This window comes from Aeromonas sp. R10-1 (genome assembly GCF_040908465.1).
Classification (GTDB): domain Bacteria; phylum Pseudomonadota; class Gammaproteobacteria; order Enterobacterales; family Aeromonadaceae; genus Aeromonas; species Aeromonas caviae.
The window spans coordinates 38,594-51,556 of the sequence record NZ_JBFODT010000013.1; the positions used below are offsets into that span (position 1 = coordinate 38,594).

9 protein-coding genes are annotated in these 12,963 nt (G+C 63.0%); 5 read left to right on the top strand and 4 right to left on the bottom strand.

The genetic code is table 11. The features are described from left to right. Window positions 1-12 precede the first annotated feature (12 nt). The 5 genes from dgt to AB5Y93_RS05175 all read left to right on the top strand — a co-directional run bounded on the left by dgt (window position 13) and on the right by AB5Y93_RS05175 (window position 9,523). On the top strand, window positions 13-1,389 hold the full coding sequence (dgt, locus tag AB5Y93_RS05155; RefSeq protein ID WP_368228904.1) for a dGTPase: 1,377 nt from the start codon (window positions 13-15) through the stop codon (window positions 1,387-1,389). A 293-nt stretch (window positions 1,390-1,682) separates the two neighbouring features. Further along, window positions 1,683-1,886, top strand: coding sequence for a hypothetical protein (locus AB5Y93_RS05160; protein ID WP_041211124.1), 204 nt, complete (start codon window positions 1,683-1,685; stop codon window positions 1,884-1,886). Between the two features lie 144 nt (window positions 1,887-2,030). Beyond that, window positions 2,031-6,305: a transporter substrate-binding domain-containing protein gene (locus AB5Y93_RS05165; RefSeq protein WP_368228905.1), complete on the top strand. Its 4,275-nt coding sequence runs from the start codon at window positions 2,031-2,033 to the stop codon at window positions 6,303-6,305. Continuing rightward, window positions 6,298-7,509 carry an EAL domain-containing protein gene (locus tag AB5Y93_RS05170; RefSeq protein WP_041214588.1) on the top strand — a complete coding sequence of 404 codons (1,212 nt, stop codon included), beginning with the start codon at window positions 6,298-6,300 and terminating at the stop codon, window positions 7,507-7,509. The genes AB5Y93_RS05165 and AB5Y93_RS05170 overlap by 8 nt, the downstream gene beginning before the upstream one ends. 37 nt (window positions 7,510-7,546) lie before the next feature. After that, window positions 7,547-9,523: a methyl-accepting chemotaxis protein gene (locus AB5Y93_RS05175; RefSeq protein WP_214005559.1), complete on the top strand. Its 1,977-nt coding sequence runs from the start codon at window positions 7,547-7,549 to the stop codon at window positions 9,521-9,523. Between the two features lie 167 nt (window positions 9,524-9,690). Here AB5Y93_RS05175 and rfaH read toward each other — a convergent pair whose 3' ends face one another. The 4 genes from rfaH to metN form a co-directional block, all read right to left on the bottom strand. Next, entirely contained in the window at window positions 9,691-10,191 is a 501-nt protein-coding gene (gene rfaH, locus AB5Y93_RS05180) for a transcription/translation regulatory transformer protein RfaH (protein ID WP_010673182.1), read from the bottom strand. Between the two features lie 97 nt (window positions 10,192-10,288). Continuing rightward, window positions 10,289-11,089, bottom strand: a complete 801-nt coding sequence (gene metQ, locus AB5Y93_RS05185; RefSeq protein WP_010673183.1) for a methionine ABC transporter substrate-binding lipoprotein MetQ — start codon at window positions 11,087-11,089, stop codon at window positions 10,289-10,291. 26 nt (window positions 11,090-11,115) lie between these two features. After that, a complete protein-coding gene (locus AB5Y93_RS05190) occupies window positions 11,116-11,769 on the bottom strand; it encodes a methionine ABC transporter permease (protein WP_029313844.1) in 654 nt (217 codons plus the stop codon). Continuing rightward, window positions 11,750-12,793, bottom strand: coding sequence for a methionine ABC transporter ATP-binding protein MetN (gene metN / locus AB5Y93_RS05195; protein ID WP_039040957.1), 1,044 nt, complete (start codon window positions 12,791-12,793; stop codon window positions 11,750-11,752). Before metN ends, AB5Y93_RS05190 begins: the two co-directional genes overlap by 20 nt. Window positions 12,794-12,963 lie beyond the last annotated feature (170 nt).

Sequence of the window (12,963 nt, forward strand, 5' to 3'; positions counted from 1 at the left end):
AGGAGCCACGACATGTATGACCGTTTGATCCCCCCCGAGCGCATTCACCCCTGGGGAGACGAAGACCTGCTGGAGGCGACGGAGCAGGACCGCACCCGCATCGTGCAGGCGGCGCCGGTGCGCCGCCTGCAGCAGAAGACCCAGGTCTTCCCGCTCGATGTGAAAGCCTCGGTGCGCAGCCGCCTCACCCATTCGCTGGAGGTGCAGGAGACCGGTCGCCAGATCAGTCGCCGCATCCTGGCGGCGTTGCCAGCCGGAGTGGTGTGCGAGGGGGCCTTCATCAATCTGGTGGAGATGTCCTGCCTGTTGCACGATGTCGGCAACCCGCCGTTTGGCCATTTCGGCGAGCAGGTGATGAGTCAGTGGCTTGCCCAGGAGCTGGACGGCCTCTTCGCCCGTGCCCACGACCAGTTGCCGAGCCCCCAGTGGGCAACCCTTCGCCAGGATCTGCTGGTGTTTGACGGCAATGCCCAGAGCCTGCGACTGGTGCACAGCCTGCATGAGCTGAACCTCACCCTGGGGCAGCTGGCGGCGCTGTGCAAATACCCGCAGCAGCCCCTGCCGGGCCAGCACCATCCCCAGGGCTATGGTCAGCACCACGGCTGGACCAGCAAGCGCGGCATCTTCTTCAGCGAACAACCCCTCTATCGTGCCCTCGGCCAGAGCCTGGGGCTGGCCGAGGGGTGCCGTCATCCGCTGGTCTACATCATGGAGGCGGCGGACGACATCTCTTACTGCATCGCCGATCTCGAGGATGCGGTGGACAGGCGCATCCTCACCCAGAGCGAGCTGCTGGCAGCCCTGCGCGAGGCGGACGAGGGCGGTTACATGGCCGACCTGCTCGATGAGGCGCTTGCCTCCGGTCGGGGGTTCTTCCCCCATTTTCGCCAGCATCTGACCCGGGATCTGGTGGCGCTGGCCGCCCATACCTATGTGGCCGAGCACGATCAGATCCTGAGCGGGACCTATCCCCAGGCGCTGCTGCACGGTCAGGCTCCGGCAGCCCGGGTACTCGATACCCTCAAGCGGGTGGCTCGCGAGCTGGTGTTCATGCGCCCGGAGGTGGAGGCGCTGGAGCTGGAAGGCTATGCCGCCCTGCGCGGGGTGCTCTCCACCTACGCCTGCCTGCTGGCCCTGCCCGTCAGCCAGTTCGAGCGGCTGCTCGCAGGCAACGGCGGGAGCGAGCTCTTCTTTGCCCGGCGGCTGTTCCACCGCCTCTCTGCCCGCCACCTCAAGGCGTACCGGCTGGCGGTGGCGAGCCGGGATCCCCGTTTCGAAAAGGAGAGCGAGCAGGAGTGGTACTACCGGGTGCGGCTGCTGCTCGATTATGTGAGCGGCATGACGGATACCTATGCACTGGAGGAGTTCCGGCTGTTGTCAGGGATTTGACTGAACCTCTTTTTGGCCGCATTCCACCCATATGGGTGGGAGAGATATTGCGTAAAATTCGGTGTTTTTTTACACTGCGGCAACTTGTTCAACTTTCACACGGTAAGGAGACGACCATGCAACATTCCATGTTCAACGTTGCGTTCGATCGCTGCTCTGGCAGCGCGAAGACTCGTGCTCTTTATTTGCCGCGTGGAGGGGACAGGTAACACCTGCTTTTTTCATCACCCGCGGTTGTCCCGCAGGGTGATCACCTCTCTCCGGGGGAACCGCACGTTCAACTGGAGAATATTATGTCTATCGAACTCGCCCTGCTGCGCCACGTAGAGACCCTGGTTCAAAAAAGGATCACACGGCTGGAGCGTCGCGTCAGCTACCTGCACCTTTCGCCTGCCCTGCTCAAAGACATCGGGCTGGAAGGCAAGGAAGTGCAGATCGCCCACATCCGTGAGCGGGAGTTTCAAACCGGTTTCCGGCTCGGGAACCGAATAACCTGAGGGGAGGGGGCCCGGCCCCCGACCTGGTGGATGGCAGGCCTGGGCCTGCCATTTTTCTTTCCTGATGAGCATTGTCTCAATTTAGTTGTCGCACATTGCGCCAAACACTCTATGATCCCCCTCCGTTTCGTATGGGAGTTGATAATGTTCCGCCGCTGCTGTCGTCTCATCCTGCTATGTGGTCTGGCTTTCTGGAGCCTGATGGTTGCGGCTGCGCCGGCGCAACTGGACCAGAGCAACTTCACCCTGGACGAACTGCACTGGCTTGCCACCCATGATGAACTGGTCGTCGGCATGCCTTCGGCGGCCTGGCCACCCTATGTCTATACCGATGGGCGCGGCAACTTCACCGGCCCCCTGGATGAGTTCGCCTCCCAGATTGCAGCCAGGCTGGGGGTGAGCCTTCGCTACCGTGCCTACGTCAACAATGCGGCGGTCCAGCAGGCCTTGCTGGATGGCAAGGTCGACATGTTGATCGGGGTGGCACCGAGCCCGACCCGCACCCTGCAGATGCAATTTACCTCCGAGCTGATGGCACTGCCCCGCGCCGTGCTGCTGACGGGGGGGCGGGAGAGCCTCTCCCTGGAGGAGGCCTATGGGGTGCGCTGGGTCTGCGTCTTCGGTGTCAGCGCCTGCGATGAGCTGCTGCGCCTGGGGATCTCGAACCTGATCACGGCCGACAGCCGGGACGAGGCGATCTTCATGCTCAAGGAGGGCAAGGCGGATGCCTACCTGGCCGAACTGCCCATGCTGAACAGGCTGCAAGCCATGGCGGGCATGGCGCTGGCCAGGATCGACTGGATGAGGGATACCTCCCTCGCCATGGCCGTGGCGCCCAGGAATGATGTCTTGCAGGGATTGCTGGAGCGGGCCCTCGAGGATATCTCTCCCCTCGAGCGTCGCGCCATTCTGGAGGCGGGTGACATCCTCGACTATGCCCTGGTGAAAAGGAGCAGGGAGATCGTCTTCAATCCGCAGGAGCAGGCGTGGTTGCAAGCACATCCGGTCATCCGCTACGGGGTTGCCCCGGATTGGCCCGGGATGAGCGAGGTGGACGACAGGGGGCGGCTCAAGGGGCTCATTGCCGATCTGCTGACACTGATGAGCCAGCGTGCCGGGCTCCAGTTCACCCTGGTGCCGACCCGGAGCTGGGCCCAGAGCATGGCGCTCTTCCAGGATCGCAAGCTGGATCTCATCCCGGCCATGACTCCCACCGCGGAACGTCAGCAGTTTGCCCGCTTTACCCCCAACTACGCGTCGATCAACCGGGTGGTCGTGGCGAGGCAGGGGATGGCCGAGCTCACCGCCGCCAGGGCACTGAAAGGGCACAGGGTGGGCATGGTAGGGGGCTCGGTGGAGCAGGTCTTGCTGAACGAGGTGGGGGCCATCGCCGTGCCGGTGGCCAGCGATGCGGAATTGCTGCCCCTGCTGGACCAGCAGAAGGTCGACTATGTGCTGATGAGCACTACCACCCTGGAGCAGTCGCTGCAAAAGGGATTCAGCGACCGCTACCAGGTGGTCTTCTCCGGCAGCGACCTGCGGGTACCCATCGCCATGGCGACCCAGTTGCAGGACCCCATGCTGCAGCAGATCCTCACCAAGGTGCTGATCGCCATCCCCCCCGACGAGCTCTCCGCCCTGGAGAAAAAGTGGCTCTCCCTGACCATACAGACGGGACTGGATCCGAAGACGGTGCTGCTCTGGTCCTCCCTCGGCGGCGGTATCTTCCTGCTCTGCCTCTTGCTGTTCATGGGCTGGAACCGGACGTTGCGCCGCCAGATCAGCCAGCGGCGGGAGGCCGAGCGGCGGCTCGAGGAGCAGCTGGTGTTTGTCCAGATGATGCTGGATGCCCTGCCCAACCAGGTGGTGCTGACCAACGAGCGCTATGAAGTGGCAATGACGAACCGGGCGTACCGGCAGATGTTTCTCGGCGGGGAGAACCTGACGGGCTCCTATGAGCGGTTGCTCCAGGATCGATTGCCCGAGTCGATCCGTGCCAGGGTGATGGAGGAGGATGCCAGCGTCTGGGAGAGCGGAGAGGAGCTCCATGGCCGGGGCGAGATCCGGTTTGATGACGATCGCCTGCACCAGATGATCTACACCAAGCGGCTCTTTGCGGGGCCCGATGACAAGCGGCTCGGGATCCTGACCGTGCTGACCGACGTGACCGAGCTGGAGCAGGCGCGGTTTGCGGCCCAGGAGGCGCAGACCCGGCTGACCCAGATCACCGACAGCATGCCGGGTCTGGTCTATCAGTATCACTGGCTTGGGCCGGGCAAGGGGCACTTCCTCTACACCTCGCAAGGGGTCAGGGAGATGGTGGGGGTCGAAGAGGACCTGGTCGGCATGGCGGTCACCGGTGCCTCCATCCTGGGGCTGACAGGCAAGGCGCACCAGGACTTCGTGGCCACGGTGGATCGTCATGCCCTGAGCATGCAGCCGCTGGATCTCGAGGTGGAGATCCGGCGCCAGGGGGAGGCGGGCTATTTGCAGATCCGTGGTCATTTCGTTCACCAGGAGGGGCTTGAAGGGGTCATATTGAACGGTGTGGTGCAGGACATCACCAAGCTCAAGCGCCAGGAGCTGGAGCTGCGCCAGGCCAGGCGGGTGGCGGAGGAGGCGACCCAGGCGCGCAGCCGCTTCCTCGCCACCATGAGTCATGAACTTCGCACTCCCATCTCCGGCATGCACGGCATGCTGGAGCTGCTGCAAATGAGTGCGCTGGACGACGATCAGCGCTACATGTTGCGCAATATCTCGACCTCCACCAACCATCTGCTCTATCTGGTGAACGACATCCTGGACTTCTCCAAGATGGAAGCCGGGCAGTTGCAACTGCACCCCCATCACTGCCGCCTGACCTCGGTGATTTGCGATGTCATCCGGGGACATGCGGCCCTGGCCTATGGCAAGGGGCTCAACGTGACGCTGCGGTGGGGGAAGACTGTGCCGGATCTGGCCTGCATCGACGGGATAAGGGTGGGGCAGGTGATCTCCAATCTGTTGAACAACGCGGTGAAGTTCACCGAGGCGGGGGCGATCGCCATCCAGGTGGATTATGAAGACGACCGGCTGGCCTTCCGGGTCCGGGATACCGGGATAGGCATCGCCCTGGAGCAGCAGCGCACCCTCTTCATCCCGTTCAAGCAGGTGGAGTCCGACACCAACCGCCGGTTTGGCGGCACCGGTCTCGGGCTTGCCATCTGTCATCAACTCACCCAGAAAATGGGGGGGAGCCTGACCCTGGAAAGTACCCCCGGAATGGGCACCTGCGTGACCTTCACGCTGCCCCTGGCCGAGTGCCAGTGGGAAGCGCCGCCCCTGACCGGTCAGGTATGGTGGTGGTTTGGGGAGGATGAGGGGCTGGAATCGGTGATGGCCAGGCTGGGCGCCAGACTGGTTCGCATGGAGGCACACCATTGGCAGCAGCCCCTCGAGGGGCATCTGCTGGCGCAGGAGAATCACCTGGAACAGGCCCTTGGCAGTGACTGGCTGGCCTGTTTGCAGCGTTCGAACCTCAAGGGCATAGTACTCTCTCCCCATGAGGCCCTGCGGGGGCGCATGGGGGGCGACGCCTGGTGGCGACTGGGACAATCGCCTCTCTACCCCGATCTGTTGCTGGAAACCTGCCAGTCACTGTTCAACCAGCAGGCGAGCCAGTCGATGGGGATGGAGGGGGAGAAGCTCAAGGGGCGGGTGCTGGTGGCGGATGATCACCCCGTCAACCGGGCATTGCTGACGAGGCAGCTCGCTATCCTGGGGCTCGAATCCGAGGTGGTGGAAGATGGCGAGGAGGCGCTGCGCGCCTGGCAGGGGCAGGACTTCGCCCTGCTGCTGACCGACTGCCACATGCCGGTGATGGATGGCTATGCCCTCACGCGAGCCTTGCGGGATGCCGGGGACAGTGCTCCCATTATCGGGGTGACGGCCGATACCTCTGAGGAGGCGAGCCAGCAGATGCGTGATGCCGGCATGAACGACATGCTGTTCAAGCCCTACAGCCTGGATGCCCTGAGCCAGACCCTGGGACGCTGGTTGCCGACTCAGGAAGAACAGCTCGCCTCGGAGGTGCCTCGGCAAGCCAGGGTTCAGCTGCCAGGCATAAGCTGGTTGACCCTGTTCGGGGATGAGGCGGTGGCTCGCAGCATGGCCAGCGAATACCTGGACGCCAACGAGCAGGATGGCGAGGACATGAGGCTGGCGCTGGCCAGCCAGGATACCCAGGCGCTGGTGGAGACGGCACATCGCATCAAGGGGGCCGCGCGCATGGTAGGACAGCAGGCATTGGCAGAGGAGGCGGCCCGGCTGGAGGCGGCGGCCAGATTGAAACAACTGGACAAGCTCGATGACCTGGCCAGGGCGGTACAGGCATTGATGGACTCTATCAGAGGTGAAACGGGGTTATGGCTCGATGAATAGCGCACGGCATGAGTTGGCGATCATGGTGGTGGAGGATCACAACTTCCAGCGCAAGGCCCTGATGCACCAGATCCGCGGACTGGGCTACGGCAACCTGCTGGAGGCGCAGGACGGGGAGGAGGCGCTGGCACAGTGCCAGCACCACAGGGTCGACATCCTGTTCTGCGATCTGCGCATGCCGGGCATGGATGGTATGGCGCTGCTGCGCCGCCTCTCCCTTGGCGGGTTCCGCGGCGGCATTGTGCTGTGCAGCGCCCTGGAGGATGACGTGGTCGATGCCGTGCTGCGCATGAGCCGGGCCTATGGCCTGCAGGTGTTGGGGCGCATCGAGAAACCCGCGTCTCCCCAGCAGATCGCGCAGCTCATCGGTGCCTGGCGGCCCCAGCAGGTGCGCAGCCAGGAAGAGGATGGTTATCACCTGACCCTGGATGAGCTGCGCCGGGCGCTGGATCAGGACCAGTTGCTGCCCTGGTATCAACCCAAGGTGGGTTTTCACAATGGGGAGTGGCTCGGCATGGAGGCGCTTGCCCGCTGGCAGCACCCCGAATATGGCCTCATCTCGCCGGCCCGTTTCATCCCGCTGGCGGAGCACAACGGGCTCATCGACCCGCTCACCGAGGTGATCATCGGCAAGGCGCTGCGGGACGGCCACCTGTGGGAGAAGACCGGGCTCTCCCTGAACCTGTCGATGAACCTCTCCACCACCTCCCTCATCGAGGGGGATCTGTGCAACACCCTGCTTAGCCACTGCCAGCGCTGGAGCATCAACCCCGAGCTCATCACCCTCGAAGTGACCGAGAGCGCCTTCGTCAAGGATCTCGGCAAGTCGCTGGAGGTGCTGACCCGCTTGCGGATGCACGGTTTTGGTCTATCCATCGATGATTTCGGGACCGGCTACTCCTCCATGCAGCAGCTCGCCCTGCTCCCCTTTACCGAGTTGAAACTGGACAGATCCTTCGTGGATCGCTGCTATGAAGATCCCTCTCGCCTAGCCATCATCGAGTCCAGCATCGAGCTGGCTCGCAAGTTGGGCTTGAAATCGGTGGCCGAGGGGGTCGAAGATGAGGCGACCTGGCAATTGCTGGCGAAGCTGGGGTGCGATCAATGCCAGGGCTTCTTCTCCGCCCGTCCCATGCCCCGCGAGGAGCTGATGGGATGGCATCAGGGTTGGCAGGCTCGTTTGCCCGCGCTCATCAGACGCTAATCCCGGGCAGGATGCCCGACGAATTCCAAGGATGGCCATGAAAATATCAAGCAAGTTGTTGTTGAGCTTCTGTTTTATCAACCTGCTCATCATTCTCTCCTCCGCCCTTGTCTATCATCAGCTCGGCAGGATCGAAGGCTCGCAAGATGCCTTGCTGGCCCAGGCCCTGCCCGCCCTGCAGCGGGACGAGGCGAGCCAGAAAGCCCTGATTGCCACCGTTTCATCCCTGCGGGCCTATCTCATCCTCGGCAAGGATCCGGCACAGGGTGATCGCATCAAGCAGGAGTGGGAAGAGGCCTGGCACGCCATCGATCGCCAGCGTTTCACCCCCGACCTGACCCGGGCACTCAAGGATTTCAAGGGGGCACAGTCACAGGTGTGGGCCCTGGCTCACACCGAAGAGAACCTGCCCGCCCACACCCTGATGCTGCTGGAGGCCGGCCCTCTGGCGGAGTCGGCCCTCGATCAGTTGCAGTCTTTTGCCAATGAAGAGGTGGCAACGCCCCAGGCGACGTTGCCCGGTGACAGGCGCCTGCTGCTCAAGCAGGTGGGGGATGCCTACAACAGCCTGGGCAATGCGCTCTCCGCCCTGCGGGATTTCCTCATCTCGGGGGAGAAGGAGTACCTGGACAAGTACCGGGACTACTACCAGTTCCACCAGCAGCGGGTGGCCGAGCTGAAGCAGCAAGAGGCCAACTTCACCGAGGCACAAAAGGGGCTCTGGACGCTCTTTGAAGAGATGTCAGCCCCCTTTGCCGAGCTGGTCGGCCAGGTGATCGAGAAGCGCCAGGCCCCGGACTGGGACAGGGCCAACCACTTGATGGCCACCGAGATAGAGCCCGCCCTGACCCGACTGGCGGATCAGCTGGCGACCCAGGTAACCCATACCCGTGCCGAGGTGGACAAGATGGCGGGGGAGATGGCGGCCGCCAGTCAGGCCATTCACCGCACCCTGCTGCTGGCCACCACCAGCGTCATCCTGCTGGGCACCCTGGTGGCCCTGCTGTTCAGCCGGCGCCTGACCCGGGACATCGCCAGCCTGGTGAAACGGGCGGGCCTGGTGGCCGATGGCCGCCTCCCCGTCACCCCTTTGCCCGTGCTTCGTCAGGATGAGCTGGGAGGGCTCACGGGCTCCATCAACCGGATGTCGGCACAGTTGCGCGAGCTGGTGGGGGAGATCCAGGGGGCGGTCGGTCAGGTGGAAGGGGCTGGCCGCGAGGTGGGTCAGACCACCAATGCGATCGTGGATGATCTGGCGAGCCAGAATCAGCGGCTCGATGCGGTGGCAGCCGCCATCGAGCAGATGTCGGTCAGTACCCGGGATGTGGCGGGCAACATTGCGGACGCGGCGGGAGCGGCTCGCCAGACCGAGCAACAGGCAAGGGAGGGGGAGCAGGCCCTCGCCCGCATGGGGACCACCATGGCGCAGATTGGTGCCATGATTGCCCAGGCAAACCAGGCGATGACGCAGCTCAGCAGCCAGAGCGAGCAGGTGGGGAGGGTCACCGAAGTGATCGCCACCATCGCCGAGCAGACCAACCTGCTGGCACTCAATGCGGCCATCGAGGCGGCGCGGGCCGGTGAGCAGGGACGGGGATTTGCCGTGGTGGCCGATGAAGTGAGGCAGTTGGCCAGCCGCACCAGCGCATCGACCATGGAGATCAACCAGACCATTGCCAGCATCCAGCAGCAGACCCGGGAGACCGCGGATACCGTGGGCAGCGGCACCCTGCTGGTGGAGCAGGGGCGCGGCGCCGTGGCCTCGGTGACCGAGACCCTGGAGTCGATGGCGACGCTGGTGCAGGATCTCAGCGGCCAGCTTGCCGCCATCGCCACCGCCACCGAGCAGCAGTCAAGGGCGGCGCAGGAGGTGGCGGGCACGGTGGAGGAGATTGCCGGGCTCAGCCATCAGTCCAGCGAGCATGGCCAGCAGGGGGAGCAGATCGCCGCCCGCCTGACCCGGGAGACGGGGAGACTGACATCGGCCATCAGCCGATTCGAACTGGATGCCTGACGCAAGGGAGAGAAAAACGGGGCAGACCTCTGGGTCTGCCCCGTTTTTTTCGGCCCGACAACCTGGCGGTGGAAGGATGCACGACGCAGGTGCGGTCCTGACCGTTCGGAAGCTGGGGGATGGTGTCTTGTGTACTGCCCTGTGGCTCTTTCTGCCGGCAGTACGGGTCACTCCAGGCGGCGGAAGGCCTGGTTTTCGAAGCTGCTGCAGGTCTCCTGGTTGAGCAGGTTGACCAGCAGGATGGCCCGCTTTTCGCCATCCGGCTCCAGATAGATGGCTTCAAACCCGGCGAGGGGGCCGGATTCGATAAGTACCTTGTCTCCCTGGGTCGGCAGACGGGCATAGCTGGCGCGCGCCTCGTCGCTGTCGTCCCGGCTCATGAGCCGGTAGATCAGCTGGCTGCTGACGGGGGTCCACTCCTTGCCGAAGTGGATGATGCGACTGATGCCCCGGGTCGATTTCAGGGTGACCGGGGTGACCTCTTCCAGATCCACGTAGATGAAGAGGTAGTTGGGGAACATGGGCTCGCGCTGGGGCACGCGCTTGCCTCGCCGCAGTTTTTCAATCTCGACCATGGGGTAATAGGATTCAACGCCCTGGGCTGCCAGATGGGCGCGGGCGCGGGCCTCTTCCTTGGGTTTGCAGTAGGCCAGATACCATTTCTTCATTGTTGTTCTGTTTTTCGTGTTGCCGTGCTTGCGGCTATCATAACGGGGGTAAAAAAAAAGGCCACGCTTGACGTGGCCTTTTTTCCAGAGTGAGTGATTACCAACCTTTCACCAGACCGCCCTTGAACAGCTCGGTCCCCTTCTTGAAGACCTCATCGGTCTGGAAGGACTGGACGAACTCCTTGACCTTCTCGTCGTCCTTGTTGTTCTCGCGAGCAACGATCAGGTTGACGTAGGGGGACTCCTTGTCTTCGACAAACAGGCCGTTCTCGGTCGGGGTCAGACCAATCTGACCGGCGAAGGTGTTGTTGATGATGGCCAGATCCACGTCTTCCAGGGAGCGCGGCAGTTGTGCGGCTTCCAGCTCGACGATCTTGAAGTTGCGCGGGTTGCTGGCGATGTCCAGTACGGTCGCTTCCAGACCGGCACCCTCTTTCAGCTTCAGCAGGCCCTGCTTCTCCAGCAGGATCAGGGAACGACCCAGGTTGGTCGGATCGTTCGGCACCGCGATCTGGGCACCGTCTTTCAGCTCGGACAGGGCCTTGACCTTCTTGGAGTAACCGGCGATCGGGTAGACGAAGGTGTTGCCGACCGGCACCAGCTTGAAGCCGCGATCACGGATCTGGGCATCCAGGTAGGGCTTGTGCTGGAAGGCGTTGACGTCGACGCTGCCGTCGTTCAGGGCCACGTTCGGGGTGACGTAGTCGGAGAAGGTGACCACTTCGACGGTCAGGCCGTATTTTTCCTTGGCCACCTTGGCCGCGGTCTCAACCAGCTCGGTCTCGGGACCGGCGATGGCGCCCACCTTCAGGGTCTTGTTCTCTTCCTTCTGGCCGCAGCCGACCAGTACCAGGGTTGCCAGCAGCGCAGCTGCTGCGGATTTGATGCCCAATTTCATAAAAACCTCCTGTCAGAAATCGACGATTAACGATGATCACATTGTTTGACCAGGCGCTCACCCGCGCTCTGGATGAGTTGAACCAGCACCACCAGAATGACCACGGTGACCAGCATGACGGTGGGATCGAAACGCTGGTAGCCGTAGCGAATACCCACATCACCGAGACCACCGCCTCCGATGGCACCTGCCATGGCGGAGTAGTTCACCAGGGTGACGAGGGTGATGATGACGCTGTTGAGGATCCCCGGCAGGGCCTCGGGCAGCAGCACCTTGGCGATGATTTGCAGGGGCTTGGCCCCCATGGCCTTGGCCGCTTCCAGCAGGCCGTCAGGCACCTCCATCAGAGCCCCTTCCACCAGGCGGGCGATGAAGGGGATGCAGCCCACGGTCAGCGGCACGATGGCGGCGATGGTGCCGATGCTGGTGCCGACGATGAAGCGGGTCAACGGAATGATGGCGACCAGCAGAATGATGAAGGGCACCGAGCGACCGACGTTGACGATGACGCCCAGGACCTTGTTGAGCAGCGGATTGGCCAGGATCTGGCCCGCCTTGGTCACGTGCAGCGCCACGCCGAGCGGCAGGCCGAGCAGGCAGCCGAACAGGGCGGAGGCAAACACCATGATGAGGGTGTCGCCCAGAGCCGAAATCAGCAGATTAATCATTGCTTCGGACATAACCCATTACCTCCAGCTGAATGTGGTTGTCGATGAGGAACTGTTGGGTGGCCTCGCACTGGGCCTCGTCCCCGAACAGTTCCGCCAGCAGGAAGCCGAACTTGACGCCACCGGCGTATTCGATGTCTGCGCTCAGGATGCTGATGTCGATGTTGAAACGGCGGCTCGCCTCGGAAATCAGCGGCGAATCCACCGTGGTCCCGGTAAAGCCGAGCTTCACCAGGGGATAGCTGCCGGGCACCCGGTCGCTACTCATCCGATCCTGATACTCCTGGGGCACTTCCAGGTGGATGGTGGAGTGGATGAAATCCCGGGCCAGCTGGGTCTTGGCATTGCTGAAGAACCAGGCCACTTCCCCCTGCTCGATCAGCCGGCCGTCGCTGATGATGGCCACTTCGTCGCAGATCCCCTTCACCACGTCCATTTCGTGGGTGATGAGCAGTATGGTGAGCCCCAGCTTGACGTTGATCTCCTTGAGCAGGGTCAGGATCGAGCGGGTGGTCTGCGGGTCGAGGGCCGAGGTGGCCTCGTCACACAGCAGGACCTTGGGAGCCGGTGCCAGGGCGCGGGCGATGGCGACGCGCTGCTTCTGCCCGCCGGAGAGCTCGGACGGATAGGCGTGGGCACGGGCTTCCAGCCCGACCAGGGCCAGCAGTTCGCTGACCCGGCTCTGGATCTTGTCCTTGCTCCAGCCCGCCAGCTCCAGCGGGAAGGCGATGTTGGCGGAGACGGTGCGAGAGGCCAGCAGGTTGAAGTGCTGGAAGATCATGCCGATCTGGCGGCGAGCCTGAGTCAGATCCCGCTCGCTGAGGGCGACCAGGTCCTGGCCATCGACGATGACCTGCCCCTCGGTGGGGCGCTCCAGCAGGTTGACGCAGCGGATAAGGGTACTCTTGCCGGCACCGGAGGCACCGATCACCCCGAAAATTTTGCCTTGGGGCACATGCAGGCTCACGTCACGCAGGGCGTGCACGGCATCACTGCCTTTACCGTAGACTTTGTTGAGACCGATCAACTTAATCATGGATTCTTCCGTGCTAACAGCCTTAAAGCACAGGGCGCTACAGGCGGGTAAATTGGGCAGAGGTTTCACTGGGTAGCTCTGTCATCATGGAGGATGATGCTAAGATGTCCGGATGGCTGTGTCAACGCATGTTTTTACGTCTAGACGTCTAAAAAATGGATAAGGATTCC

Coding starts and splice junctions, on each gene's coding strand:
- rfaH (WP_010673182.1), bottom strand. CDS start 10,191: ATGAAGAAATGGTATCTGGCCTACTGCAAACCCAAGGAAGAGGCCCGC.
- metN (WP_039040957.1), bottom strand. CDS start 12,793: ATGATTAAGTTGATCGGTCTCAACAAAGTCTACGGTAAAGGCAGTGAT.
- AB5Y93_RS05160 (WP_041211124.1), top strand. CDS start 1,683: ATGTCTATCGAACTCGCCCTGCTGCGCCACGTAGAGACCCTGGTTCAA.
- metQ (WP_010673183.1), bottom strand. CDS start 11,089: ATGAAATTGGGCATCAAATCCGCAGCAGCTGCGCTGCTGGCAACCCTG.
- AB5Y93_RS05175 (WP_214005559.1), top strand. CDS start 7,547: ATGAAAATATCAAGCAAGTTGTTGTTGAGCTTCTGTTTTATCAACCTG.
- AB5Y93_RS05190 (WP_029313844.1), bottom strand. CDS start 11,769: ATGTCCGAAGCAATGATTAATCTGCTGATTTCGGCTCTGGGCGACACC.
- AB5Y93_RS05165 (WP_368228905.1), top strand. CDS start 2,031: ATGTTCCGCCGCTGCTGTCGTCTCATCCTGCTATGTGGTCTGGCTTTC.
- AB5Y93_RS05170 (WP_041214588.1), top strand. CDS start 6,298: ATGAATAGCGCACGGCATGAGTTGGCGATCATGGTGGTGGAGGATCAC.
- dgt (WP_368228904.1), top strand. CDS start 13: ATGTATGACCGTTTGATCCCCCCCGAGCGCATTCACCCCTGGGGAGAC.